At 34.3% G+C, this 26432-nt stretch carries 24 protein-coding genes and 1 pseudogene; 14 read left to right on the forward strand and 11 right to left on the reverse strand.

The window, feature by feature from the left end; all coding sequences use genetic code 11:
• Positions 1–15 precede the first annotated feature (15 nt).
• The 3 genes from CD039_RS10630 to arsC are packed head-to-tail and all read left to right on the forward strand — an operon-like array spanning position 16 to position 2034.
• Entirely contained in the window at positions 16–330 is a 315-nt protein-coding gene (locus CD039_RS10630) for an ArsR/SmtB family transcription factor (RefSeq protein WP_103372297.1), read from the forward strand.
• Between the two features lie 2 nt (positions 331–332).
• Complete coding sequence (arsB, locus tag CD039_RS10635; RefSeq protein ID WP_103372413.1) at positions 333–1622, forward strand: arsenite efflux transporter membrane subunit ArsB; 1290 nt, start codon at positions 333–335, stop codon at positions 1620–1622.
• Between the two features lie 16 nt (positions 1623–1638).
• Positions 1639–2034, forward strand: a complete 396-nt coding sequence (gene arsC, locus CD039_RS10640; protein ID WP_103372298.1) for an arsenate reductase (thioredoxin) — start codon at positions 1639–1641, stop codon at positions 2032–2034.
• 205 nt (positions 2035–2239) lie between these two features.
• On the opposite strand, the pseudogene CD039_RS10645 reads toward arsC, so the two are convergent.
• From CD039_RS10645 to CD039_RS10655, 3 genes and pseudogenes are all read right to left on the reverse strand, one after another.
• Positions 2240–2721, reverse strand: a pseudogene (locus CD039_RS10645) (YdhK family protein).
• A gap of 19 nt (positions 2722–2740) precedes the next feature.
• A complete protein-coding gene (locus tag CD039_RS10650; RefSeq protein WP_103372299.1) occupies positions 2741–4174 on the reverse strand; it encodes a multicopper oxidase family protein in 1434 nt (477 codons plus the stop codon).
• 14 nt (positions 4175–4188) lie between these two features.
• Positions 4189–6252 (reverse strand): heavy metal translocating P-type ATPase, encoded by a 2064-nt coding sequence (locus tag CD039_RS10655; RefSeq protein WP_167386269.1) that lies wholly within the window; start codon positions 6250–6252, stop codon positions 4189–4191.
• Positions 6253–6417: 165 nt separating this feature from the next.
• Here CD039_RS10655 and CD039_RS10660 point away from each other — a divergent pair, with 165 nt between their 5' ends.
• The 9 genes from CD039_RS10660 to CD039_RS10705 all read left to right on the forward strand — a co-directional run bounded on the left by CD039_RS10660 (position 6418) and on the right by CD039_RS10705 (position 15494).
• Entirely contained in the window at positions 6418–7971 is a 1554-nt protein-coding gene (locus CD039_RS10660; protein ID WP_103372300.1) for a hypothetical protein, read from the forward strand.
• 263 nt (positions 7972–8234) lie between these two features.
• Positions 8235–8543 carry a cassette chromosome ssDNA-binding protein gene (gene ssb / locus CD039_RS10665; RefSeq protein WP_103372301.1) on the forward strand — a complete coding sequence of 103 codons (309 nt, stop codon included), beginning with the start codon at positions 8235–8237 and terminating at the stop codon, positions 8541–8543.
• Complete coding sequence (gene cch1, locus CD039_RS10670) at positions 8543–10279, forward strand: cassette chromosome replicative helicase (RefSeq protein ID WP_103372302.1); 1737 nt, start codon at positions 8543–8545, stop codon at positions 10277–10279. The genes ssb and cch1 overlap by 1 nt, the downstream gene beginning before the upstream one ends.
• 219 nt (positions 10280–10498) lie before the next feature.
• On the forward strand, positions 10499–11860 hold the full coding sequence (gene ccrA, locus CD039_RS10675; protein WP_103372303.1) for a cassette chromosome recombinase CcrA: 1362 nt from the start codon (positions 10499–10501) through the stop codon (positions 11858–11860).
• Positions 11857–13485 (forward strand): cassette chromosome recombinase CcrB, encoded by a 1629-nt coding sequence (gene ccrB, locus CD039_RS10680; RefSeq protein ID WP_103372304.1) that lies wholly within the window; start codon positions 11857–11859, stop codon positions 13483–13485. Before ccrA ends, ccrB begins: the two co-directional genes overlap by 4 nt.
• A gap of 502 nt (positions 13486–13987) precedes the next feature.
• Positions 13988–14329: an SAUGI family uracil-DNA glycosylase inhibitor gene (locus CD039_RS10685; protein WP_103372305.1), complete on the forward strand. Its 342-nt coding sequence runs from the start codon at positions 13988–13990 to the stop codon at positions 14327–14329.
• 92 nt (positions 14330–14421) lie between these two features.
• Positions 14422–14733, forward strand: a complete 312-nt coding sequence (locus CD039_RS10695) for a DUF960 family protein (RefSeq protein WP_103372306.1) — start codon at positions 14422–14424, stop codon at positions 14731–14733.
• Between the two features lie 15 nt (positions 14734–14748).
• Positions 14749–15258 (forward strand): DUF1643 domain-containing protein, encoded by a 510-nt coding sequence (locus CD039_RS10700; RefSeq protein ID WP_070837706.1) that lies wholly within the window; start codon positions 14749–14751, stop codon positions 15256–15258.
• 14 nt (positions 15259–15272) lie between these two features.
• Complete coding sequence (locus CD039_RS10705) at positions 15273–15494, forward strand: hypothetical protein (RefSeq protein WP_103372307.1); 222 nt, start codon at positions 15273–15275, stop codon at positions 15492–15494.
• Between the two features lie 104 nt (positions 15495–15598).
• On the opposite strand, the gene CD039_RS10710 is transcribed toward CD039_RS10705, so the two are convergent.
• The 4 genes from CD039_RS10710 to CD039_RS10725 all read right to left on the reverse strand — a co-directional run bounded on the left by CD039_RS10710 (position 15599) and on the right by CD039_RS10725 (position 19480).
• Positions 15599–16780: a restriction endonuclease subunit S gene (locus CD039_RS10710; protein ID WP_103372308.1), complete on the reverse strand. Its 1182-nt coding sequence runs from the start codon at positions 16778–16780 to the stop codon at positions 15599–15601.
• 259 nt (positions 16781–17039) lie between these two features.
• The gene (locus CD039_RS10715; RefSeq protein WP_145178978.1) at positions 17040–17651 is read right to left on the reverse strand and encodes a hypothetical protein; all 612 of its coding nucleotides are present in this window, start codon (positions 17649–17651) and stop codon (positions 17040–17042) included.
• A 40-nt stretch (positions 17652–17691) separates the two neighbouring features.
• Positions 17692–18171 (reverse strand): 23S rRNA (pseudouridine(1915)-N(3))-methyltransferase RlmH, encoded by a 480-nt coding sequence (rlmH, locus tag CD039_RS10720; RefSeq protein ID WP_049410109.1) that lies wholly within the window; start codon positions 18169–18171, stop codon positions 17692–17694.
• A 508-nt stretch (positions 18172–18679) separates the two neighbouring features.
• Positions 18680–19480 carry an MBL fold metallo-hydrolase gene (locus CD039_RS10725; protein ID WP_002472777.1) on the reverse strand — a complete coding sequence of 267 codons (801 nt, stop codon included), beginning with the start codon at positions 19478–19480 and terminating at the stop codon, positions 18680–18682.
• Positions 19481–20061: 581 nt separating this feature from the next.
• Here CD039_RS10725 and CD039_RS10730 point away from each other — a divergent pair.
• Together CD039_RS10730 and CD039_RS10735 are read left to right on the forward strand one after the other, a co-directional pair.
• Entirely contained in the window at positions 20062–20886 is an 825-nt protein-coding gene (locus tag CD039_RS10730; protein WP_103372310.1) for a DUF3100 domain-containing protein, read from the forward strand.
• The gene (locus CD039_RS10735; protein WP_103372311.1) at positions 20870–21322 is read left to right on the forward strand and encodes a hypothetical protein; all 453 of its coding nucleotides are present in this window, start codon (positions 20870–20872) and stop codon (positions 21320–21322) included. The genes CD039_RS10730 and CD039_RS10735 overlap by 17 nt, the downstream gene beginning before the upstream one ends.
• 374 nt (positions 21323–21696) lie before the next feature.
• Here the strand turns inward: CD039_RS10735 and CD039_RS10740 are convergent, their stop codons facing one another.
• From CD039_RS10740 to yycF, 4 genes are read right to left on the reverse strand one after another with little or no spacing between them, the layout of a single operon-like run.
• Positions 21697–22476 carry a two-component system regulatory protein YycI gene (locus CD039_RS10740; protein ID WP_103372312.1) on the reverse strand — a complete coding sequence of 260 codons (780 nt, stop codon included), beginning with the start codon at positions 22474–22476 and terminating at the stop codon, positions 21697–21699.
• Complete coding sequence (locus CD039_RS10745) at positions 22477–23814, reverse strand: YycH family regulatory protein (protein ID WP_103372313.1); 1338 nt, start codon at positions 23812–23814, stop codon at positions 22477–22479.
• Complete coding sequence (gene walK, locus CD039_RS10750) at positions 23804–25633, reverse strand: cell wall metabolism sensor histidine kinase WalK (RefSeq protein ID WP_103372314.1); 1830 nt, start codon at positions 25631–25633, stop codon at positions 23804–23806. The genes CD039_RS10745 and walK overlap by 11 nt, the downstream gene beginning before the upstream one ends.
• Positions 25634–25645: 12 nt before the next feature.
• A complete protein-coding gene (gene yycF / locus CD039_RS10755; protein WP_002472735.1) occupies positions 25646–26350 on the reverse strand; it encodes a response regulator YycF in 705 nt (234 codons plus the stop codon).
• Between the last annotated feature and the right edge of the window lie 82 nt (positions 26351–26432).

The following is a 26432-nucleotide window of genomic DNA, read 5'->3' on the forward strand; positions in this document are numbered from 1 at the left end:
GAAAGGGAGAAAAAATTGAATTATAGTGAAATATCGCAATACTTGAAAGTGATGGCTGATAGTAGCCGTCTTGAAATATTAGATTTGTTATCTTGTGGTGAATTATGCGCTTGTGATTTATTAGAGCATTTTTCTTTTTCTCAATCCACATTAAGTCATCATATGAAAGTATTAAAAGACAATAATTTAATTACATCCAGAAAAGATGGTAATAAAATTTTATACAAATTGAATCATGACGTATTGGATAACGTTACATCACGACTCACTCTATTGAGTTCCTGTACTGTCCCATGTATATGTGAAACAGTAGAGAAAGGTGAGTGTTAACAATTACGATATTAGCAATCACTATTTTTATATTAACGTTAATTTTTATCATATGGCAACCTAAAGGTTTGGATATTGGAGTTACAGCTTTAATCGGTGCTGTTATTGCTATCATTACAGGTGTCGTTAGCTTTTCAGACGTACTAGAAGTTACTGGAATTGTTTGGAATGCGACGTTAACCTTTGTCGCTGTTATACTCATTTCATTAATTTTAGATGAAATTGGATTTTTCGAATGGGCAGCTATACATATGGTTAGAGCTTCAAATGGTCAGGGGTTTAAAATGTTTGTCTACATTATGTTATTAGGCGCTATTGTAGCAGCTTTCTTTGCGAACGATGGAGCTGCATTAATTCTCACTCCAATCGTACTTGCTATGGTAAGAAATCTTGGATTTAATCAAAAAGTCATTTTTCCTTTTATCATTGCAAGTGGATTCATTGCAGATACTACATCTCTCCCATTAATTGTAAGTAATTTAGTAAATATTGTTTCTGCTGACTACTTCAATATTGGATTTATTGAATATGTAAGTCGTATGATTATTCCAAATATATTCTCTTTAATAGCAAGTATTGTTGTATTATGGCTATATTTCAGAAAAGTTATTCCTAACCATTTTGAAATTAAAAATCTTAAAACGCCTGATCAAGCCATTAAAGATCCAAAATTATTTAAGTTTTCGTGGATTGTTTTGTCAATTTTACTCATTGGTTATATAGTTAGTGAATTTATTCAAATTCCAGTATCGTTAATTGCTTGTTTGATTGCATTTATATTTACTGTATTGGCCTATAAATCGAGAGTAGTAAACACGAAACAAGTTATCAAAGGCGCACCTTGGAATATTGTTCTCTTTTCTATAGGAATGTATTTAGTTGTATTTGGTCTAAAAAATGTTGGTATTACTGCACTATTAGCTAATATTCTATCAAGCATATCAAACTATGGATTGTTTAGTAGTGTTATGGGTATGGGTTTCATATCCGCATTCCTTTCAGCAATTATGAATAATATGCCTACCGTATTAATTGATGCAATTGCTATTGGACAATCTGCAACTACCGGTTTAATCAAAGAAGGCATGATTTATGCCAATATCATTGGTGCAGATTTAGGACCTAAAATCACACCTATCGGCTCTTTAGCAACACTACTATGGCTACACGTTTTAACACAAAAAGGAGTAAAAATTTCGTGGGGCACATATTTTAAAACGGGTATTGTTATTACTATTCCTGTTCTTTTTATCACATTAGTTGGTTTATACGTTACACTTATTATATTTTAAAAAAGAGGTGTCAATGATGACAAAGAAAATAATTTATTTTATATGTACAGGTAATTCATGCCGTAGCCAAATGGCTGAAGGTTGGGCTAAGAACATCTTAGGTGAAGAATGGCAAGTATATTCTGGCGGTATTGAGGCACACGGTGTCAATTCGAAAGCAATCGAAGCGATGAAAGAAGTTGGAATTGATATATCAAATCATACTTCTAATTTAATTGACAACACTATACTAAACCAATCTGATTTAGTAGTAACTCTATGTAGCGATGCTGATCAAAACTGTCCTGTATTGCCGCCTAATGTAAAGAAAGAGCATTGGGGATTTGACGATCCTGCTGGCAAACCTTGGTCAGAATTCCAACGTGTTAGAGATGAAATCAAAACCGCCATTGACTCATTTAAAACTAGATAAACTTTAAGCGTCTCAATATCATTGGGACGCTTTTTTATTATTAATTATTTTATACTTTTTGATTTATCTCCAGGATTAGTCATTTTTCTTATCTTTTTAATTTACACACTAAAAAATATCCTCCTTAACAATAATAAATTATTTAAATTATTGATTAAGGAGGATATTTTTATATCTATTTATTTCTCAATCTAGAACTAGATTTTTATCGTGCTTTCAGCTCATTTCCTGTCATCCATTTATGATTTTTAATGATTTTACCATTATCTTTGGATTTGTAATCAACTACGTAAACAGTAGTCTTTTTCACGTTATCTATATTGGCTGTAGCACCTTTCATACCAGACATATGACTTGCTTCTAATTTAACAGTATCGCCCTTACTAAATCCATCTTTAGGTGCATCTTTGATCTCTTCGTTTACGACCCATTTATGATTGTTTACTTTTTCATTTCCATTTGTGGGTTATAACTTACAACATAGGCATAAGTTTTATACGCACCTTTTACAGTAGCTTCTGCACCTTTCATCCCTGGCATATGCCCTGCTGTAATCGTTACTTTATCTCCTACTTTAAATTCACCCTCATTAGTCGATGTCATATCTTCAGGAACTTTACTTTCATCATTATGCTTCATATGGCTCTCACTTTTTTGGTCATTAGTGTCTTTATCTTTTTTCATCATATTAAAATCTCCCTATTGATTAGTTTGTTACTTTTATTTGACCCATCATTCCATTATCTTCATGCTCAAGTATATGACAGTGAAACATGTATGTTCCAGTATTTTTAAATACAACCTCTATTTTAGCTTTTTGTCCAGGTTCCAAAGATATAACATCCTTTTTACCCCTCATATCTTTTGGAGGTTTCTCACCATCCACAGATAAAACTTTAAATTGCGTTCCATGGATGTGGAAAGGATGTTTCATACCACCCATTTTATCTTTGACATTTTCAATTTCCCATACTTCTTTCTGGTTTAACTTTTGTGTAAAATCTATTCTGTTAGGATCGAATTTATTACCATTAATGGTAACATGATCATTCATACCTTCTAATTTTATTTTTTTACTTACTTTTGGTGTATTACCTTTGTTAGAACTTTTCTCTTTGTTACTAATCGGTAAAATTACAGTTTTATCATTATCAACCAGACTGATTTTCTCGCCTTTCATTTTAGATAAATCTATTACTATTTCTTTTCTTTCTGAAGGAGCTAAATTAATTTCTTTTAATTTTTTAGCGTTTTTTAATTGACCGCCATCTGAAGCAATATACTCAAAACTTTGATTATTACTTAGCTTAAGATTTAAATCTCGAGCATTAGAACCATTTAAAAGTCTCAAACGTATTTTCTCTTCTTTTGCTGTCAGTTTGGGGTTTACTATTCCGTTCACAAGAACAGTATCACCTTGAGTGCCATCTTCGTCTTTCGTTTTTGAATAATTTAATTTTTTAGATACAAATGTTTTATCTTGGATTATTATAGGCAAATCATTTTTTCCATAATTACTAGGATAATTATTCTTTTTACTATCTTCTATATATAATAATCCTGATAAGCCATTATAAACTTGTTTAGCTGTATTTGGAGAGGGGTGGGGGTGATACCATAACGTAGCAGAATCTTGATTAACCTCGAATTTTATAGTTTTTTCTTTTCCTGGTTTTATAACCTGAGAAGGCCCTCCATCCACTTTTCCATTTATTTCTAATCCATGCCAATGAAATGTTGTATTTTCATCTAAGTTATTTATTAACTTAATTTTAACTTTATCTCCTTTTTTTAATTTTAAAGTTGGTCCAAGTAAATTTCCATTGTAGCCTAGAGTATTAGAAAAATTATTTTTGTAAAACTCTGTCTTTCCTTCCTGAGCTTTTAATGTATAATTTTTATAACCATTGTTATCTTTTTTTGACTCTGCAACTTTAGGAAATATTATTTCATTTTTTCCTTGTGAAGAATTTAATTTCTTTCTTTCGTCATGATGTTTCATATTTGTCATATCCATTGTATTTTTCTTATCTTCTTTCATATTCATCATATCATTCTTACTTTCTGCGAAAGTATCATTAGACGCAATAATTATTATGGAAAAAATTATAATTAAAATTGCAAAAACTTTATTATACATAAGGTTTACCTCTTTTATTTTAATTTTAATGTAAAAGCATTAATCGCTACTATAACTGTACTTAAAGACATTAATATTGCTCCTACAGCTGGTGATAATATTAACCCGATAAAAGCTAATGCGCCAGCTGCTAAAGGTACAGCAACAATATTATAACCTGCACCCCACCATAAGTTTTGCACCATTTTTCTCATAGTATTATTTGAAAGGGTTAAGAAATGAATAATATCTGATGGATTACTTTTAACAAGTATGACATCACCTGAATCTACTGCAACATCTGTGCCTGCACCAATTGCTATACCAATATCGGCTCTTATAAGACTCGGCGCATCGTTGATACCGTCTCCGACCATCATGACTTTATTACCATCACTTTGATAATCTTTTATAATGCTTTCCTTATCTTCTGGCATGAGTTGTGCGTGGACATCACTAATACCTAATTCTTTTGCGACAGCGTGTGCCACTTCATTATTGTCACCTGTAAGCATGACTGGTGTAATATTTCTTGATAGTAAATCAGCTACCATTTGTTTTGAGCTTTCTTTAATTTGATCTCCTTGAGCAATCATGCCAATGACTTGTTGATCCTCAATTAAATAGCTGATTGAATTACCTTGTTGAGCTAATTTAGTAAACAAGTCATCGTCATAATTAAGTTTATGTTTATCAAGATAAGAGACATTTGTTATTTTATATGTTTTATTATCAATTAGACCTTCTAATCCGACACCCGGAATATTATTCACGTCTTGTGGATTAGTAAATGAAACATTTTTACTTTTCGCAAAATCAACAATACTTATAGCTAATGGGTGATTAGATTGACTTTCTAATGAGGCGAAAAGGCTTAATATTGTATCATTACTCAAATCATTTTTAAAGCTCTCATAATGATTCACAGAAAAGTTACCCTCAGTTAAAGTACCAGTTTTATCCATCATTACATAATCGATATGTTGAGCTATTTCTACAGACTCTCTATTTTTAATAATTAAACCATTATGTGCACCAATTGAAGTAGAACGTGCAGTGACTAAAGGTATTGCCAATCCTAAAGCATGTGGACAAGCAATGACTAACACAGTTACAAGACGTTCGAGTGCAAAATCAACATCATTTTGAATGAGCATCCAGACAATAAAAGAAATCACGCCAACAATTACAGCAAAGTAGAATAAATAACCAGCTACTTTATCAGATAACAATTCAGCACTAGATTTATCATTTTGTGCTTGATTAACAAGTCCCATAACTTGAGAAAGATATCCATCTTCTCCAACAGCTGTAACCTTGACTTGTATTGTTCCAGATCCATTAATAGAACCCCCGATGACATTGTCATTTTGATTTTTTTGTACTTTTTTAGATTCTCCAGTGACTAGGGATTCATCTATAGATGTTTGTCCTTGAACGATAATACCATCTGTTGGAATGCTTTCTCCGGCTTTTACTTCGACGATATCATCAGTCATGATCTCTGATATTTTAACTTCTTCGCGTTGGCCATTATCCATAACTTTAATCGCACTATTAGGTAACAGTTCTGCCATTTTCTTTAAAGCATCTCCAGCATTTCCGACAGCATTCATTTCTATCCAATGTCCTAATAGCATAATTAAAATTAAGGTTGCTAATTCCCAAAAAAAGTCCATTGTATGACCAGTTGCACTACTAAAGTTATTCATATAAAAAGCATACAAGCTATAAATATAAGCTACTGAAATACCTAGGGCAACTAAGGTCATCATGCCTGGTTTTTTTTCAGCAATTTCATCTTTACCACCAGACAAGAACGGTTTACCACCATAAAAGAATAAAATTGTACTTAATATTAACACTACCCATTCAGAACCTGGAAATGTGAATTGAAAAGGTAAGTTAACACCCATCAGTGGCGATAAGAGAATGATAGGTATTGCAAAAATTAATGAAACAAAAAACTTAGCTTTAAAATTCCCATGATGATGTGCATGGCCACTATGATGATTATGTGATTCATGGTTATCATTATGCATGTGATTGGAATGATTCATGTGATTTTGATGATTATGCTCTTCACTATTATTATTCAAATTAACCCCTCCTAATGAAATTGTTATAGTAAAGCTACTTATACTATAACATATACCCCCATAGGGTATAAATAGTTTCGATTTATCTCCAAGATTAGTCATTTTTCTTATCTATTTACTTAGAGTTTGTTGTATATTTAGAGAAAAATAGAAAGGAACTTAAGAATGTTTAAAGTTAATAAAGATGAAAAGCAGCTAGTTAAAGCAGTAGTTCATTTGCTTAATATGGCCTCTGAAAATTTAGAATTTAACGAAGAAGTATTCATTAGCTCAAACCAAATGCTAAGTGAGCCATTTATCACTAATAAAATAAGCATTGAAATAAAAGATGATTTTAAACATGTTATCAATCAATATGGTGCACACGCTGGTTCTGTCTTAATGCTTAACCGATTATTCGACGCTTTATATCAATTTTTGAAATATAATTACGATCAAGAAATGCTAGATGAACAATTTGAACAAGTAAAAGAAGAAATTATATCTTATTTTATTGATAAAGAAAGCGTTACTCGTTATTTAGAATATTGCTTACTACAAGATAACTTAATTAATTTAAGTGATAAAGAAATAAAAAATATAAAGATAGCCATTACTTTCGGCGGATCAAAGGAATCTTTAAACCACCGATTTCATTTAACGCCTATTGTAAATAATATTGAATCTGTTGTTGCAAGATTAAAACAACTCCCCCAATCTAATATGAAGAATGCAAAAACTTACAGCCAATATGAAAATATTCGATTAAGCAAATTAACTAAATGCTTAGCTGATACCAGTGAATTCAATCCAAATGGCCATTTCTATAGCGATATTCAGTTTAAAAGAAAAGATATTCAAATAAGTTATTATGCGACGATGAAAAGTTATATTAGCTCAACCTCATCAATAGAAATGCCTACTAAGGAAGACCTATATAAAGATATTAATAATTTAATGAAAAATGTTGCTAAAGAACAAGATAATGACTTTACTAAAGCATTTTATACATTTAATGATACTTTACTAATAATAACCAATTGTATGGTCAATAGGTTATTACCTTCTAACACGTATTGGCAATTATTAAATCACAATAAAACGCTTTTATCTAAGTATGACAATTCTAAAGCATCACTCAATCATACTTTATCAGAAACATTTATTGACACATTACTTACTTCTAATAACTCTAAAGAACTACTCAATAAAGATTTTTCTAAAGTAGTTGAGCTACTCTCAAATGTGATACCTAAGCATTTAATTATTTTAATAAATAGTGCTACTTATAGTTTAGAGGAGCTTTTAGATGAAGATTTTCTTGATAATTATAATCATAATTTAATATTTCATTTCAAAAAGAGACCCTCTTACTATCCTTTACATCAAGTGTTTAAAGATTTTTATATTTATTACTTTAAAGGATTCAATTATTTAAGAATATTAGCAAATTACACTCGAATTTTAATAAAGGAGGAAATGTACAACAGTTATACTAGAAACAAGTGCTTTGATATATTTGAATTTAATGATTATTTACATACTAAAATTAACAATTTTAATTTCAAAGATATAAAGTCTAATAGTAGTAAAGATAATACTTCTCAATCTCTAAGTATTACTCAGGATAAGCAATTTACGAGGTTAAAGCTTATACATTCTAAGAGCACATTTTCATTATTTGATGACGTTAATTTCTTAAACATCTATAAATCAAAACTAATAAGTAGTCGTAAATAAAAAATTTATATATTTTTTATTAATAGGCTGATAACTGATTTATTAGTAAACATTCATTAAAGTTGCACATTAATCAATTAGTGATTCTAAAGCGCAAACACTCATTCAACACTGTGTTTGTGCTGTTTTTTTAGGTTATTTACTAAAATTTCGAATGTGAAAAATTAAATAGGAAGATCAGTACTTTCTTTATATACTCTGAACATAAACAATAAGAACTAGTCATAGAAATAAAGGGCATATTAAGAAAGGATGTTTAATCAATGAAAGAAAAAAGCTACGAACAAGAATTACTATATGAAAGTGTAAAGATAGTTACTAAGAAGTTATCTCCAAATACAGAGTATTCTTTTAATGATTTAAAAAATATGGCAATAAAAATGCCACAATTTAATAATATGGATCTTTCAATTAATGAACAAAGAGAGGTTGGACGTCGTTATAGTTCATGGGTAAAAAAATGTCCTCAAGCAAACGTTATTATAATCAACCGTAAATCAAATCGTAATTTAATTTACCGTAAGGTCAGTACAAATAATATTAGCAACCCTTCGAAAGGAGGTGTTCGCTAATGAGTCATTACATCATTTTTGAAGTAGGTCCATACCAATTAGATTCAAAGGCGTGGCGTAAAACTTTTCCACCTAAAAAAGATGGAGATAAGGAAAAAGTGGTGCCTATATCTAGTTGTATCGTTGTTGAAGCTAAATTTTGGCATGCCTCAGAAAATACAGAAAAGATAATTATTTCTAACGGTAAGGATAAAGAACATACATTTGAATCTGATATTTTAACAACTCGAAACTTACCTTCCTTGATTAAATATAGTTACAGTATCAATGAAAGTTATATAAGAGATTTGAGCTATGCACTACAGTTAATGCGCGATGAACTGCCCACTTCTGATTTATATGATGGCTCGGGCATCATAGAAACACCCCACGGTTACATTGTAATGGTAGATACCGTTTACACATCTAAACAATATGATCAGTTAGCATCTTTAGAGCCTATTGTCGATAGTGCTTATCTATTAGAGCCTAAAGGGACATTTAAAGATTGGTTAAATATGTATATGAACGAAGTCAAAGGTCATCTTCTTCTAGAGTTAGCGGTCGTATTTGGAATTTCTGCCTTAGTGACAGCCTTTCTGAAGCATAAACATGAAGTTGAATTTGCTGGTATCATCTTTAGTTTTACAGGCCAGTCATCAACCGGTAAATCAACAGCGGCAGCTTTAGCGGTATCCGTCGCTGGAAATCCAACCAAAGGTAATAAAACGCTTTTTCGAAGTTGGAATGGCACACGTAACGCTCTTGAAGGTTACTTGAGTAACAATTATGGCATACCTATGGTATTTGACGAGCTCTCCTCAGCAACTTTTAAAGATACAACAGGGTTATTGTACTCCATCGCTGAAGGTCAAGGTCGTCAACGTTCAAACGTTCATGGAGAAGTTAAAACACCTAAGAATTGGGGAACTTCTGTCATTTCAACGTCAGAATACAGTATTTTTACTGATTCAGCTCAAAACGATGGGTTACGTGTAAGAACCATTGAAATTAATGAGCAATTTACTACAAATGCGACCAATGCTGACAATATTAAAAAAGCTATGGCACTAAACTATGGTCATGTTTTACCGTTAGTAGCTCAATATCTTATAAATCGTGAAGAGGAAGTTATTCAATGGTTTAAAGATGAACATCATTGGTTTAAAGATAAATTGAAGAGTGAAGCAAACAATACAGGTATTCGTATGTTTAAGCGTTATGCAGTCATTACAACATCTGCGAAAATATTAGGTCGTGTTTTAGCTACAAATATTGATATTGCTAAAATAAGAGATTACTTTATTGATTATCATACTCATACAGTCTCTGAACGATCACTGGCAGATAAAGCGATTGAAATCATTACGCAATTTGTAGCACAAAACCGTGGTAAATTTTCTGATGATACAGCGTTAAAGAATATGATCGAGAACTATGGATTAATTGCCTTAAAAGATAATCATATCGAAGTCAAAATCATTGCATCTGTATTTAAAAATATGTTGATAGAGAATCATTTCCAAGATGTCAACAATGTCGTGAATGCACTAAGGGATAAAGGATATATCGAATCTGACCGTGATCGAATAACTACGAAAAGAGCAGTCAAAGATGACTATGGCAAGAAACAGTCACTTGTCTTTTACCATTTAAAGCTAGATTCAAAATATGCGTCTATTTTTGGTCTAACTAAAGATGCTGAACCTATTAAAGCTGAAATTAACTTGGATAACAAAAAGATACTTGAATCATGAAAAAAACAGAACGATGATTTAATTGATTTTTAATAACTTAAAGATGAAATCGTACAGGAGTAGATAAAATGGATGAATTGATTGAATTACTAGCTGATTTAATCGTTGAAGAGTTACAGAACGATAACTAATCATTGCGGTCCAACGTGTTAAAAGCACGTTGGACCTTTCATTCTAATTTACTCACAAATATATATTATCTTTTTGGAGGTGTATAACATGGAAGAAGCGATTGCTTATGTACGTCAAAGTACACTCAAACAACAAAGTTTAGCGACTCAGAAATCTCTCATTTTAAATACTGCTAAGCAATATGGATGGTCTAATGTGACGTTTTATGATGATAAGAAAACAGGTCGACATACAAAACGTTCAGGTTATCAAAGAATGATAGAAATGATTGCGTCTGGAAAATGTAAAGTATTGTGTTGCTATCGTCTGAATCGACTCCATCGTAATTTGAAAAACGCTATACAATTCTTTGAAATTTGCAAAAAGCATCACGTCACAATCATCAGTGTGAATGATGGCTATTTTGACTTATCTAAAGAGTTTGATCGTTTTCGCTTGAACATACTTATGAGTCTAGCTGAAATGGAGTCTAATAATATCAGTGAACAGACACGAAATGGAATAAGAGAAAAAGCCAAACAAGGTAAGCTAATCACAACTCATGCACCTTTTGGGTATCGTTATAGACAAGATCATTTTGTTGTACATGAAGAAGAAGCCTATACAGTCAAAGCAGTATATCGCTGGTACTTACAAGGTCTAGGCTACAAAAAGATTTCCCAACGTTTGGATAACAATCCTAAGCTTATTCCTCGTAAGCCCTATCAAGTTAGAAATATTCTCTTGAACCCTAACTATTGCGGTCGTGTCATCAATAAGTATGGCACATTTAATGATATCGTTCCGCCTATTATTGATGTTGATACGTTTGAAGAAGCACAAGAGTGTCGTATTCATAAACAACACAATCGATCCAATTCTAGAAATAAGCTAAAGCGACGAATCAAATGTCCTTACTGTCAATCAACATTAACAAACTTAACGATAAAAAAAGAGAACTATTCTCTACGTTACTATGTTTGCCCTAAAAATATGAATGACGCTTATCGTACATGCCCATTTAAAAGTATCAATGCATCAGAACTTGAAAGTGAAGTGCTCGACACTTGTAAAAAGTATTTTGAAGAACAATCGTTTCATAAACGATTGAATAACACAATACTCAAAGTCCTAAAACAGCAACAAATGAAGCATAAAGAAACCCATCTAACACAAGAACAACTCATCGAAAAGCTAGCTCAAAATCGTATTGATGTAAAAACGTTCAAACGTTTATCTGCTAGTTGTAAAAGTGAAGAGAATTACTCTACTTATTCAACCTACCAAATCTATGACAAATTAAAATATGTCATAAAAAATAAAATAACTTTACAGGATATAGCACCTTTTATCGATTGCATCAACATAACTCAAACTAAACAATTACAAGGAATCTACTTTAAAAATAGTCCACTCAATATCGTTGAACAATCACACTTAATAATATCTGAAAGGAATGAAGTCGTATGAAACAACTCAAAAAGAAACGTATTGGATTATATGCACGTGTATCGACTGAAATGCAAACGGATGGTTACAGTATTCATGGTCAATTAAATCAACTTACAGAGTATTGTCAATTTCAAGGTTATGAAGTCGTCAATGAATACACCGATCGAGGTATATCGGGTAAAACAATGCAACGTCCAGAACTACAACGTATGTTAAAAGATGCCAACGAAGGTAAATTAGATTGTATTATGGTCTACAAAACGAATCGTTTAGCTAGAAATACCTCAGATTTATTAAATATTGTCGAAGAATTGTATAAGATTAATGTCGAATTTTTTAGTCTAACTGAAAAAATAGAAATTGCCAGCTCAACAGGTAAATTGATGCTCCAAATTTTAGCCAGTTTCGCAGAATTTGAAAGAAATACGATTGTAGAGAATGTCTACAATGGCCAAAGACAACGTGCTATTGAAGGTTATTACCAAGGTAATTTACCTTTAGGCTATGATAAAGTACCTGACAGTAAAAAAGAGCTCATGATCAATCAACATGAAGCGAATATTGTTAAATATATTTTTGAGTCATACGCCAAAGGTCATGGTTATCGTAAGATAGCGAACGCATTGAATCATAAAGGTTATGTGACTAAGAAAGGGAAACCTTTTAGTATTTCATCCATTACCTACATCATCTCAAACCCTTTTTACATTGGAAAGATACAGTTTGCGAAGTATAGACACTGGAGCGATAAAAGACGAAAAGGACTCAATGAGGAACCGATCATTGCAGATGGTAAGCATGCGCCTATTATTGATAAAGCTTTATGGGATAAAGTACAGTTTAAACGCCAAGAGAGTCGCAAGAAACCACAAGTTCACGGCAAAGGAACAAACCTACTGACTGGCATTGTAAAATGTCCGAAATGTGGCGCAGCAATGGCGGCAAGTAATACCACCAATACATTAAAAGATGGCACTAAGAAAAGAATCAGATATTACTCATGTAGTAATTTTAGAAACAAAGGTTCAAAAGTTTGCTCAGCCAATAGTGTTAGAGCAGATGTACTAGAAAAATATGTTATGGATCAGATATTGGAAATTATCAAAAGCAAAAAGGTATTGAAGCAATTGGTTGAAAAGGTAAATGAAAAAAGTCAAATAGACGTCTCTTCTTTGAACCATGATATTGCCTATAAACAGTCACAATGTGAAGAAATAAAAGCCAAAATGCATACACTAACGAAAACCATTGAAGACTCCCCTGACTTAGATAGCGTATTGAAACCAACAATACTTAGCTACCAAGATGAATTGAATCAAATAAATAATCAAATCCATCAACTAGAACAAGATAAACAAGCGGAAGCTCCACATTATGATACTGATATGATTGCGAATGTACTACGAGTAATATTCAAAGATATAGACAAATTAGAGAAATCTCAGTTGAAATCACTCTATCTGACGGTCATCGATCGTATTGATATCCGAAAACATGAATATCATAAGAAACAATTTTATGTCACACTCAAATTGAATAATGATATTATCAAACAACTATTTAATAACCATCCACTCGACGAAGTGCTCCTTAGCACTTCGTCTTTATTTTTGCCACAAACTTTATATATAACTATTGAATAAACAATAACTACACTGCTATTCTTTCACTTATTTTATCTAACCATTTTTAGAATTCTCTTTATCAATTTCAATAACACTTATCTAATGAGATAGCGAATTAGCATTATCTATCTACTACTACACGAAGCTTATATTGAAATTGCTAAAGAACATCCCACGATAATTTTTTACCGGGAAAGGAATGGGATTTGCAGATTTGAAGAAGCAGAAGGATTGTGCAAGCACAATCCCAAAATCCCATTATTCTTTATAAATAAATAATATATATATAAGGAAGCAGAGACCCAACCCTATCATTAATACTTATAAATAATGAGTTGATTGTTCGTCAAAATGAGTGGGATTCCGGGATTTCCTTGTTATACCAACGTTTATAACGGGTTTTTATATGGAATTTTCTCCTATTCCCACCGGGATTCGTAATAAATGACAAATCAAATATATATTATCCCAATGATGTACATCAACTACATCACTATCACACTATCTAGGAGGCAATGATATGAAAACAACCACTCAAGAACTCAAACAATATATAACTCGTCTATTCCAACTATCTAACAACGAAACATGGGAATGTGAAGCACTGGAGGAAGCAGCAGAAAATATACTTCCTACTCGCTTTGTAGACCATACCCCACTTGCACATCTTACACTTGAAACTTATACCTACTATAATAATGAGCTACATGAGCTAAGTATCTATCCATTTCTTATGTACGCCAATAACCAACTCATCAGTATTGGTTATTTAGATCATTTTGATATGGACTTTCTGTACCTTACAGATACTAAAAATACGATTATCGATGAACGTCATCTATTACAAAAAGGAGGAGAATAAGATGAACTGGATCAAGGTCGCTCAACTATCTGTTACAGTCATTAACGAAGTGATTGATATCATGAAAGAAAAGCAAAATGGAGGAAAATAGTATGAAAATCAATCGATACATCACAAGAGGTATTAATGAACACCTATCTCTAGACCTTCAAATCTTACTTTGGAATATGGTAAAAGAAAGAGATACTCAAGGCCATACAGATTACCTACACATTTTTAGACTACAAGAAGATGAGAATATACTCTCAATCACACATGAACAAGAACAACCCGCATACAAATTGGAATATCACTATACAAACTATGTAAAAAATCAAAATGCATTACCTAAGAAAGTCTACGTCATCCGAGAAGATGATGTAGACGCTTTTTATTATGTGATGCTTTTGCCAGAAGAATACTAAAGGAAGTGACGATATATGAATACAATAAAAAGTACGATATACACAGAAGCCATATTTAGCAAGGATAAAAAGCACCGCTATTTACTCAAGAAAACATGGGATGAAAAGAAACCAGCTTGTACAGTGATAACGATGTACCCTCATTTAGATGGTGTATTATCACTCGATCTTACTACTGTTCTTATTCTTAACCAATTAGCTAATTCTGAGCAATATGGCGCTGTTTATCTCGTTAATCTTTTCTCTAATATTAAAACACCTATGAGTATAAAGCATCTCAAAGATAAAGAACCATACGATGAGCACACGAATATACACTTAATGAAAGCAATAAGTGAAAGTGACACAGTGATTCTAGCTTATGGGGCTTATGCGAAGCGACCAGTTGTTATCGAACGTGTTGAACAAGTGATGGAAATGTTAAAACCTCATAAAAAGAAAGTCAAAAAACTCATTAATCCAGCAACAAATGAAATTATACATCCACTCAATCCTAAAGCACGTCAAAAATGGACATTGAAATAAAAGGAGGATTATCTATGAACCATGAAACCATACACTCAGACTGGCGAACGGTTGCTAATTGCTTAGCATCGCAAAATTATATTTCAATTGTAAAAGGACTAGTACATCATTTTACATCGATTGAAGATGAAGAAATACTTGATAAAATTTATGAAGATTTTATGAATGATGACTCTATAGCAACTGTACTTAATAATGATTTTCAAGATATTATCAATCGCTATTTAACAAAATGAAATATATATTTCAATAAAACTAGAGCATCCTTCACTTTGCGGTGAGGGATGCTCTCAACTTATTTTTTTGTATTTTCAATTAATATAATAGATCGTTATCAGTATCAAACGAACATTTTTTGTAGTAAACCTTGTTTGCGTTGTTTGAGTTGTTCTACTTTTAATAATTGATTTTTTAGTAATTCATCTAATTTAGATAAAAACTCACTTATTTTCTGTCGCTCCTCATTAATAGGGTATGCAACATCTATATTTTTAATTTCATTTCCTGAAATCGATTCAAATGTACTACCTTGTGAAAATCTAATCCATTTATTTTGTAAATCAAATAATTCAAGAAAATAATAAATAAAACTATCACCTTTAATAGCACATACTCCTCTACCTATACATGCTTTTAGTTGTGCTCTGCCTATTTTTCCAACTGGCGCTCTAACTGTTAATAAAATATCATTAACTTCAGCTAATTTTGTTATTTGCTTAGTATATATTCTAGGCTGTATGTATCCATTATTTAAATCTGCATTACCTTGTACTAATGTAGTATAATTACTATTTTCAGTATAATTTTTGCTACTGGGACTTTGTCCCATTGTTATATTCACTAAATTTCCTAATAGTTTATTTTCCCACTTTGGATAATCATTTCCATTTTCATCCTTAAATCTCAATTGTTGTGAAAAAATCTTTTGCATATAGCCTTTCTTTTGTTGCTCTAATAATTCTAATTTCTTTTGTTCCAATTCGATTTGTTGATCGAGTAGATAAAAAAAGGCGCCTATCTTTTGTTGTTCTTCATAGTTTGGAAAGTATGTTTGATACTTTAATAAATTTTTGAAATAAAGTCTTGTACGCGCCCCACCTTTCTTTTGAATTCTACAAAATTTTAAGAATCGCATATTATTATTTAATTCATAAAAAATAAAATTTTGAGAAAAAGTGTTTTTTACAGTAAACACAGGGTATTCTTTACTTACTAAAATTGGAGTATTAAATTTATTTATATTAAATTTGAATATATCGTCATCACTCATATGTCTATAAGTAAAGTAATTTATAGGTACAATACTAAAGGTGACATTTTCATTAGCAAAGCTTCTATCTCCCTCAAAATACTTATTTTGAATATACAGACCTTGCCTAGAGGAAGTTACTATTGGAAAATTTGTATCTTTCTGAGTGCCGTATTGTTTATCTTCCATTAAGAAATCATTCATTGTTAATTTAGACCATTCATTTTTAAACTCAGGAAATCTTAGTTTTGGAGTATTGGTTTGTTTAGTCATGTTTTAACACTCCTAGTTCTTTCAAGCATTTGTTAAAGTCGTCTGATACAATATTATATATATTCATACATTCATAGCCTAAATTTTCAGGTTGTTCAAGTATCTCCCATTCTAATACATATCCACTTTGATGAGTCATCTATTCTCCCGCCTTATTACTTAATTTTTCCTTAAATATATCAAAGTTGAGTAATAATTAATATTGTATGCTTTGTTTTTAGCTATCAATTTAATAATATGATGCGTCTGGTTATAAAACCTATACAGCTGGAATCCAATATTCGCTCCAAGTCTTTTCAAAAAGATAACTTTGTCCATTGTCTTCTGGTATAAAGTGAATTAAAAGACGAACTATTAGAAAATGAGCCGATAAAACGGTAATAGCATTTGCTAGATTTCCTTTTTTAACATTATGTATTCTATCATGTTTAATTGCTTGATAATCTTTCCACCAATTTAAATTAGCGTATGGTAAGTTAGCATTTATATTTTTAAATGGTGTAACACTAAAATTATTATTATCATGTACATTAATTCTTGTCGAAACTGTTTCAATGCCCTTATCCTTAAATTTTATTAAAACATTCGCATAATCACTCATTTGATAGTATTTTTTCTTTGGTGAAATATTCAAATTAATTAATAACTCTTTTAAAATTGAATCAATCTCAGAACATGATAAAAGAATAATAGAAGTAAATTCATCTGAGTAACACTTACCATTATCATTTGTATGAGTAACATATTGATTAGTAGAAATTAACTTTTCTTCAATCATTTTATAATAAGACCAATACATCGAAAATTTATTTCTATCCATTTTAATTTTCCTTTCTTTAATAGTGCAAAATATTAATTTTAATTGCGCCATGATGTATTCAAATCATTTACGAAACAATTCAAAAACCGCATCATTTATGATATGCTTCTCCACGCATAATCTTAAACGCACGATAGACTTGCTCGATTAAGACGACCCGCATCATTTGATGTGGAAAGGTCATCTTGCTAAATGAAAGTGCGTAATCACTGCGTTTTAAGACGTCCTGATGTAAGCCATTTGAACCTCCGATGACGAAAGTGAAGTCGCTTTGACCTTGTGTCATACGTCGATCGAGTTCTTTCGCAAGCCCTTCTGATGTCAGCATCTTTCCTTCAATCTCTAAAGTAATGACTGTGGATTGCGGTTTAATCTTATTAAGAAGACGCTCTCCTTCTTTCGCTTTCACTTGTTCGACTTCTTTGTCACTTAAGTTCTCAGGTGCTTTTTCATCAGGAACTTCTACAATATCAATCTTCGTATAGCTACCTAAACGTTTTTCATATTCTGCAATGGCTTGTTTCCAATATTTTTCTTTGAGCTTTCCCACTGCGAGTATAGTGATTTTCACAATTTGACCTCCTACACATGTTGATAATACTTGAGTTATCCTAGTTATCCACAAGTTATTCACTTGTTCACAGTATTCCCTCTTAGATATCTCTATTATACATCATGCATTTTACAAAATTTACGAGTTATACACAAAAAGAAAGTGATATTCTGTGTATATGTGGATAATCCTGTGAATAATGTGGGTATGTGACTGTGAATTGTTCACAACTCTGGATAACTCTGCACAATTTAGTGGATAACTTGCCGTCTGTCTTACATTTTTATTCACAACCTTAACGTTAATTTTACAATATTAAGGCTGAAACCTTATCCTATCACCTTTCTGTGTCTTATCATCTTTATACAATAACGTTTTCACGTATGCAAAGCGGTCATACTACCTACCGTCTTAAAGTTAAAAAATTGAATTAACCACTCACGATTCTTAAAAAACTGAAACAACTTTTATCTTCTAACTGCATAAAAAAACACGCCCCTTAAATCAGGGACGTACGCTTCACTTATTACAATGTATAAATCGGCGTTGCTTCAGCCTTGTCTGTATCACAAAGCTTTACTTCGTTATCAGAATCAATATCATGTTCTTTCAACACTTGACCGACACTCATACGTGCTAAATCTTTCATATTATTGTCTTGAGATAAGTGAGAAAGATAAATACGTTTCGTGTTATCTGTAATCACATCTGTCATCGCAAGACCCGCGTCTTCGTTCGATACGTGACCCATATCACTCAAGATACGTTGTTTCGTCTTCCAAGGATAACGACACATGCGCAACATATCCACATCATGATTACTTTCGAACATAAAGGCATCGCTGCCCTTAATAATGCCTTTCATGCGATCTGAAACGTATCCTGTATCAGTGAGAATCGTAAATTTCTTACCGTTATTATGGAACACGTAGAATTGTGGATCAATCGCATCATGGGAAACATTAAAGGATTCAACATCAAATCCTGCAAGAGATTTCGTCTCATAAGGATTAAAAATGAATTTCTGATCCATTGGAATGCGACTATCTTTCTTCTCAATCGCTGACCACGTCTTCTCGTTCGCATAAATCGGAAGGCCGTATTTACGTGCCAATACACCTAACCCTTTAATATGATCTGCGTGTTCATGTGTGACGAGAATTCCATTGACGTTCTTAATCTCTTTATCAATTTGGCTAAAGAGCCCTTCCATCTTCTTACCTGTTAATCCTGCATCGACTAACAAGCTTCCTTTATCACTTTCAACATAAGTGGCATTTCCAGTACTACCACTCGCTAAGACACTCATTCGTATCAAGCGATTCACCCTTTCTCATATTCCTAACTGTACCTATGTTATTTTTTGAAATTTATACTGCGGGCATACTACCTGCAGTGATATGGCAGTCTGACCTGTCTATCTTAAATGTACCCTAAACCCTTGTGCAGTCTATGATTAAGGCTTTATTAATAGTAAGCACTGTATCCATTTATTCTAGCTTACTATTGTTTCATTTACGCCCGTTTTTTAATTAACAATCACATTATACTATATCAGTTTAAAAACTGCTTGAGCAATCAACCTGTTTCTTGAAAACGTAAGAGAGCAATTCTTAAAAGGTGTAACAACAATTTCTTTAAAGATGGATTGAGACACTTTTGAGTGAACTAAGCTACAGCGAAAATCCATTTTTTCGAGCTTGCAAAGCGAGAAAAAATGAGTTGAATGCAGCCCACTAAGCAAGTGAAAGTCATCCAAAAACATCAGTATCTATTTTTAAATCCCTATTTTTCTCTCTTTTTCCTCACAACCCCTTTTCTTTTTCAAGAATTATCGTTAGACTAGAGTCATTATATTTTTAAAAATTCTTACTTTTTAGATAAATAGTAATAAAGGGGGACGTTTTCATGAATAAACAAACACAACTATGGAAAGATTGGCGACTACATACATTAACATTCGTCATCGTGTTAATTTCAGAAGGTATCGGAGCACACAAGTTTAACTTAGGACCCACGTCCCTCTTATTAATGCCTGTCGTCTATGCAGTTATCTTGGGTCTCATCGCGTATTTTACACCGCTCGTCAAGAAGAAACAGGCTAAGAATGCTGAGCCAATGGTATTTATCGCAGTCGCGCTACTCATCGCGAAGTTTGGCGTTGAAGCTGGACCCGCACTACCTAAGATTATCGCAGCAGGACCGGCGCTCATCCTACAAGAGCTCGGTAACTTAGCAACAATACTCATTTCACTGCCTATCGCAATCATTCTTGGTTTAAAACGTGAAACAATCGGTATGACGCATTCTATCGGACGGGAAGTTAATCTCGCACTCATCACTGAAAGATACAAGACGAACTCACCTGAGTGGCAAGGCGTGATGTCTATGTATATCTTCGGCACGATATTTGGCGCGATCTTCTTTAGCATATTCTCTAGCGTGCTTATCTCAATCTTGCCGCTTCACCCACTATCATTCGCTATGGCTACTGGCGTAGGAAGTGGTGTAATGACGACTGCAGCTCTAGGGCCACTGGTTGAAGCCTTTCCAGACCAAGCGAGTACACTTGCCGCATTCTCTGGAACAAGTAACTTGTTGACATCCGTCACTGGCCTATACATGGCGATCGTCTTTGCTTTGCCGTTAACTGAAAAGTACTATGCGCTCTTAACGAAAGTGAAAGGGAAATTCTCTCAAGTAAAGGGGTGGGACAATGACTTCTCAAATTAAGAATTGGAGTATGACACTCATCGTCGTAGGATTAATTTCACTCATCAATAACTGGTTCGGATACCATCACGGGCCATTTAAAGCCCTTCCAGGGATTGTGGCACTCATGGCGATCGCTTTCATCGGAATGTTATTGGGACGTCTCATCCCTTTGAATATTCCAAGCATCGCTTACATCGGCGTCCTAGGATTAATTCTGACAATTCCTGGTGTCCCAGGCGCTTCATACATCGCGCATTGGACGAAACAAGTTGATTTGATGGCACTTGCGACACCTGTAGTAGCTTACGCCGGCATCTCAATCGGTAACTCTTGGTTAGCCTTCCTCAAGCTCGGTTGGAGAACGATTATCGTCGGCATGGTCGTGTTGATAAGCACTTATGTAGGCTCAGCTGTCGTTGCAGAAATCGTCCTACGCATTCAAGGCATTGTTTAATTCATAGTGAGTAAAATGCATTAACGATTCGCAGCAGATAAATTCAAATTAACTACATTATCACGAACTCTATACTTCCATATGAGTGATAACATTCCTTTGTACTTTTAAATATAAATAAATAAAAAGTAGATGATGAAGGGGCGAAAGTTCACATTATTTTGTTTTAAGGACGGCTTGAGACGCTTGAGGGATTACGGTCGCAACGAAAATCCATTCTTTGAGCTCTAAGAGCGAAAAGAATTAGTTGAGTGCGACCCCCTAAGCAAGGGAAAGCCTCCAAAAACAAAATTTATTATACGTAGTCAATTAAAAAAACGTACACACCCATCACAGTGTGTACGCTTTCCCTATTTTCACGTATCATCCCTCAGCTACTCCTTAATAATCTTAGGATTATCAGAAATCGCCTCAACATAATACGTCTTCGTTTCATCTTTATGTTTCACAGTCACTTCCCAATTCGCTTGCAACACCTGTACATTCGGTTCACGTACCACTGTGTAATAGCCTAGACGAATCTGAGTGACTTTATCATTCCGCTTCAAGTAACGATTAAAGTACAGCGCCTCTAATGCTTTCTTCGCACTAATCACTTGCTTCGCATCATTATTCTCACCTTTAGAAGGCGCAATCGTCTTCATCGCGGACTGCTGATAACTTTTAGCTTTATCATTATCAATACTAAACGTCAGTCGCGCTTTCTTATTATTCATAATTGGATAGCCGCCATAAGTTTGTTCAAACGTGGCACTTTTACTATCCATATCGCTAAGCTGATAATGCTTGCCGTCATAAACGTTCTTGTTCACGTAATCCTTGAGATCCGAAACGTTATCCGCACTCACAGGCACTTGTTTGTCGATATCTACCTTCACACGCGCTCCATCGTCCTCAGCATGTTTGTCAGAGTTGCCTTTCGCTGCTTGAGTGAAATCATTGGAACGTGCTGTCAGTAGCTGCATCTTCACGCCATCAACGCTTGGAATGTCTTTCGGCAGTTCAATCTGCTCTTGTTTAAAATTCACTTCGTTCTCTTCTTTACTCTCATGAATATGAGATTTCTTCACTTTATCTACGTAAATAACGACAAGGCTGATGTTCACTAGAATAAATACTAAGATAAATAACGTCTTCGCATATTTCCAATTCATTTATTCTAGCCCCCCATCATTGTCGTAGGCGTACCATTTGCCGTCGTATTCGATGTACCAATGTGGTTTGAATTCACTGTTGCGCTGTACTTCGATATCGTCTTTGTCAGGTTGATCGATACGTTTGTAACCAATTGTGATGTTATTGACCTTTTCAAAGTCAATATTTGGGTTATTAGCTAAAGCTGAGCGTACTTTCTCTGCGCCTTGCAGTTTCTCATCTTTCTCACCACTATCTATCGTGACATTCGATTTCAGTAAAGCGCGGGCGTAGCTATAGATGCCATCTTCACTCCAGGAGACCTTTACTGTATTTAAACTACCTGAATTAAACGTCGGACGTCCGTTGAGGAACATCTGATACGTGAGCTGACCGGACTTGTTATCGGTGTGGAACAGTCTGAAGTCATCGGTGAAACCACCATGTTCATTAATATAATCGAACGTACCTGGAATAGTTTCATGCATATTCTTCGAAGTCGCCTTATCTTCAGACAAGTTATTGTATTTATATTTCTCAGTCTTATTGTCGTAGTTGGCGACGCCCGTGTTGTTATTGTAAGTAGTTGCTCCGTTCTTCGCACTGCGCACAACCACGGAATCGTCAAAGAGTACGGAATTCATTTTATCCACACTAATATGATTGTAAATTGTACGATAAGACTTCAGATGTTTCGGTGACTTTGGCGCAAAGATATGCGTCGCACTATCAATCGTATCCTTATTCGTAATCATCTCTGAATAAGGCTCCATGTCCTTCTTCAAGGCTGCGACCGTCTTATTCACTGAACTTGCCTTCGAAGACAGCGTCATACGAACAACGTCATGCCGATTTTTACTAATCGCATAAAGTTGAATCTTATTGTCATGCGACTGATCGATCAATAAACGATTGAACTTAAAGTTGCTCGGCACTTTCGCACTGATGTTCAACACGTCCCCGAGATACGTCGCAAGTGGCATGTCATAAGTGAAGTCGAGCACGAGAAACTCATCAGTTAAATCAGGGATGATGAGATTATGGTCACTGTGCATCTGATCTGAGTGTGTGACATGCTGATTCTTAATCGGCTCCAGGACGGTGGACACGTTCTGACGTGATGCCACCATACCTTCTGGATGATCCGACTTCGAATAGATGATTTGATATGGCGTGATGACCTCACTCATATCCGCGTTGTTCGTCTTACCTATCGACTGTGAGGAGTGATCTTTGTTCGTCTCTTTATCGACTGTTTGTAAGTCGGGCGTGAACTTCCATGTCATATAGGTCAGAACGAGGCTCATCAGCACAAGTAGGGCTAGGATGACCGTCTTGATATGTTCTTTACTCCGCATCCCAATCACCATCTTCTATGACTTCACATGGAAGCGTGATAAAGACTGACGTACCTTGGCCTTCAACACTGTTAGCCCAAATACGGCCATTGTGTGCCTCAACAATTTCTTTAGAGATAGCGAGGCCGAGACCCGTTCCGCCCATTTTACGCGTACGGGCTTTGTCTACACGGTAGAAGCGGTCGAAGATCTTATCTACTTTGTTGATTGGAATACCAATACCGTTGTCCTTGATGCGAATCGTCATACGGTGATAAACAGCATTCTGTTTCACGTGAAACTCAACCCGCTTCTCGCCACGAGAATATTTCATCGCATTGGTAATGACATTGTCGAACACTTGCGTCATCTTGTCTGGATCGATTTCGGTAAAAATAGTCTCATTCGGAATTTCACGCACGAACGTCGTATCTTTCGCTGACATCTCACGACGATTAATAATCTTGTTGATAAACATGTTAAAGTCGACAATCTCTTTCGTAATTTGATCGGATTCGTTATCCATACGTGAGAGTTGTAGTAAATCATTAACGAGACGAATCATTCGCTCTGTCTCTTCACGCGTGACGTTTAAGAAACTAGGCGCAATCTCTTCATCTCTCCAAGCACCTTCCTCGAGTGCTTCGATATAACTATTCATTGAGGTTAATGGCGTACGCAATTCGTGTGACACGTTCGCGACGAATTCACGACGTTCACGTTCAACTTGTTGTTGTTCAGTAACGTCATGAAGCACGGCGATATAACCTGTCACGAAGCCTGTCTCTTGTACGATACGGCTAAAGTTAATTCGAGCAATGATGCCTTCCGCTTCGTTGATATCAAGCAAGAAACTATCGTTATTCTCTTGTATCTCGTCGAGTGAGAAATCTTCTTCTAGCTTTAAAATGTTAAGCATATGCTGACCGATAATTTCATCTTTCATCATGCCCATCATCTTCAACGCCATATCATTGACGATACGCACACGACCACGACGATCGGTCGCAATAATACCGTCACTCATGTGCGTGATGACGGAATCCAGTCGACGTTTCTCACTTTCTGTATTGGCTTGCGCCTCTTGAACACGTTTCGATAAGTTATTAAATGCGAGGGCGAGCTCACCTATTTCGTCGTTACCATAAATCTTCACACGTTGCGTATAGTTACCTTTAGACATCTCAATCGTTTGGTTACGCATATCCGTAATCGGTTTCGTAATCGTACGCGCGATAAAGAAACCGAGCACAATCGTGATGATGAGTGAAATTGCTGTACCTACGATAAAGATTTGGTTGATATTATTAAGTTGGTCATACACGTTATTAATGTCTGATTCGATATAAATATTGCCAATCGTACCTTTGCTCGTCTTCACAGGTAGATTGTAAACCCAGACACGTTGCTTGCCGTTGCCGTAATCTTTAAGCACGGTATGACTGTTCGATTCGCCTAGAGATAATGCTTTTTGAATCGAATTATCGTTCACTTTTTGATTTATTAGACTGCGGGTAGACTGCTTCGACGTCGCCAAAATGATTTGATCTTTATCGATGAAGCGAATTTCTTCGATTTCTTGACGGTTCGCATACTCATTTAATAAGTTCTGAACTTCCTTTTGACTGTTGACCGATTTGTCATCTTGATAGACTTTCTCTATGCCAAGTTCAATCTGTTTCGCATATTGGGAAATATTACTTTTAAACGTTTGCGTCTGTTCTTTCTCCAAACTATTGGTAAAATACAATCCGATGATCTGCATACCAATAATGATGAGTAGGACATAGACGATTACCAGCTTAGTATGAAGTGATTGAAACTGTTTAAGCCATTTCATCTCAGACGACCTCTAGTCATGTTGTTGAAGGAAATATCCAACACCACGACGCGTCACAATATATTCTGGATGAGAAGGATCATCTTCAATTTTTTCACGTAAGCGACGAATCGTTACGTCTACAGTACGCACGTCACCAAAGTAATCATAGCCCCATACTGTTTGTAGCAAGTGTTCACGCGTCATCACTTGTCCCATGTGTTTAGATAGATAATGGAATAATTCGAATTCACGGTGGGTTAATTCGATATTCTTACCACGTTTGCGAATGGAGTATGCATCAGGATAAACCACGATGTCTTTGATTGAAATTTCATTTGTCGCATTATCGTCCTCTTCTTGAGCTGGTTTAGAATAATGACGACGTAAGTTCGCTTTCACACGTGCGATAAGCTCACGTGTACTGAATGGTTTCGTTACGTAGTCATCTGCGCCTAACTCTAAGCCCAATACTTTATCAATCTCAGAGTCTTTCGCCGTTAACATAATGATTGGCATTTCATATTTCTTGCGGACTTCACGACATACTTCCATACCATCACGTCCAGGAAGCATGATGTCGAGTAACACGATGTCCGGTTCTTCATCATAGATTAAGTCCACTGCGTCATTACCGTCGTAGGCACAGTGCACTTCATAACCTTCTTTCTTCAAATTAAATTCTAAAATATCTGCAATTGGTTTTTCGTCATCAACTACTACAACTTTTCTAGCCATAATTTAAACCTCATTTCTCAATTGTAGTACGCATAGATTTATTATCTCATATGTCTCTACTTTATAATTTACCATTAAAGCT

It is taken from the genome of Staphylococcus argensis, from assembly GCF_002902305.1.
Lineage (GTDB): Bacteria > Bacillota > Bacilli > Staphylococcales > Staphylococcaceae > Staphylococcus > Staphylococcus argensis.

Coding starts and splice junctions, on each gene's coding strand:
- arsC (WP_103372298.1), top strand. CDS start 1,639: ATGACAAAGAAAATAATTTATTTTATATGTACAGGTAATTCATGCCGT.
- CD039_RS10650 (WP_103372299.1), bottom strand. CDS start 4,174: ATGTATAATAAAGTTTTTGCAATTTTAATTATAATTTTTTCCATAATA.
- CD039_RS10660 (WP_103372300.1), top strand. CDS start 6,418: ATGTTTAAAGTTAATAAAGATGAAAAGCAGCTAGTTAAAGCAGTAGTT.
- ssb (WP_103372301.1), top strand. CDS start 8,235: ATGAAAGAAAAAAGCTACGAACAAGAATTACTATATGAAAGTGTAAAG.
- cch1 (WP_103372302.1), top strand. CDS start 8,543: ATGAGTCATTACATCATTTTTGAAGTAGGTCCATACCAATTAGATTCA.
- ccrA (WP_103372303.1), top strand. CDS start 10,499: ATGGAAGAAGCGATTGCTTATGTACGTCAAAGTACACTCAAACAACAA.
- ccrB (WP_103372304.1), top strand. CDS start 11,857: ATGAAACAACTCAAAAAGAAACGTATTGGATTATATGCACGTGTATCG.
- CD039_RS10685 (WP_103372305.1), top strand. CDS start 13,988: ATGAAAACAACCACTCAAGAACTCAAACAATATATAACTCGTCTATTC.
- CD039_RS10695 (WP_103372306.1), top strand. CDS start 14,422: ATGAAAATCAATCGATACATCACAAGAGGTATTAATGAACACCTATCT.
- CD039_RS10700 (WP_070837706.1), top strand. CDS start 14,749: ATGAATACAATAAAAAGTACGATATACACAGAAGCCATATTTAGCAAG.
- CD039_RS10705 (WP_103372307.1), top strand. CDS start 15,273: ATGAACCATGAAACCATACACTCAGACTGGCGAACGGTTGCTAATTGC.
- CD039_RS10710 (WP_103372308.1), bottom strand. CDS start 16,780: ATGACTAAACAAACCAATACTCCAAAACTAAGATTTCCTGAGTTTAAA.
- CD039_RS10715 (WP_145178978.1), bottom strand. CDS start 17,651: ATGGCGCAATTAAAATTAATATTTTGCACTATTAAAGAAAGGAAAATT.
- CD039_RS10730 (WP_103372310.1), top strand. CDS start 20,062: ATGAATAAACAAACACAACTATGGAAAGATTGGCGACTACATACATTA.
- CD039_RS10735 (WP_103372311.1), top strand. CDS start 20,870: ATGACTTCTCAAATTAAGAATTGGAGTATGACACTCATCGTCGTAGGA.
- CD039_RS10740 (WP_103372312.1), bottom strand. CDS start 22,476: ATGAATTGGAAATATGCGAAGACGTTATTTATCTTAGTATTTATTCTA.
- CD039_RS10745 (WP_103372313.1), bottom strand. CDS start 23,814: ATGCGGAGTAAAGAACATATCAAGACGGTCATCCTAGCCCTACTTGTG.
- walK (WP_103372314.1), bottom strand. CDS start 25,633: ATGAAATGGCTTAAACAGTTTCAATCACTTCATACTAAGCTGGTAATC.
- yycF (WP_002472735.1), bottom strand. CDS start 26,350: ATGGCTAGAAAAGTTGTAGTAGTTGATGACGAAAAACCAATTGCAGAT.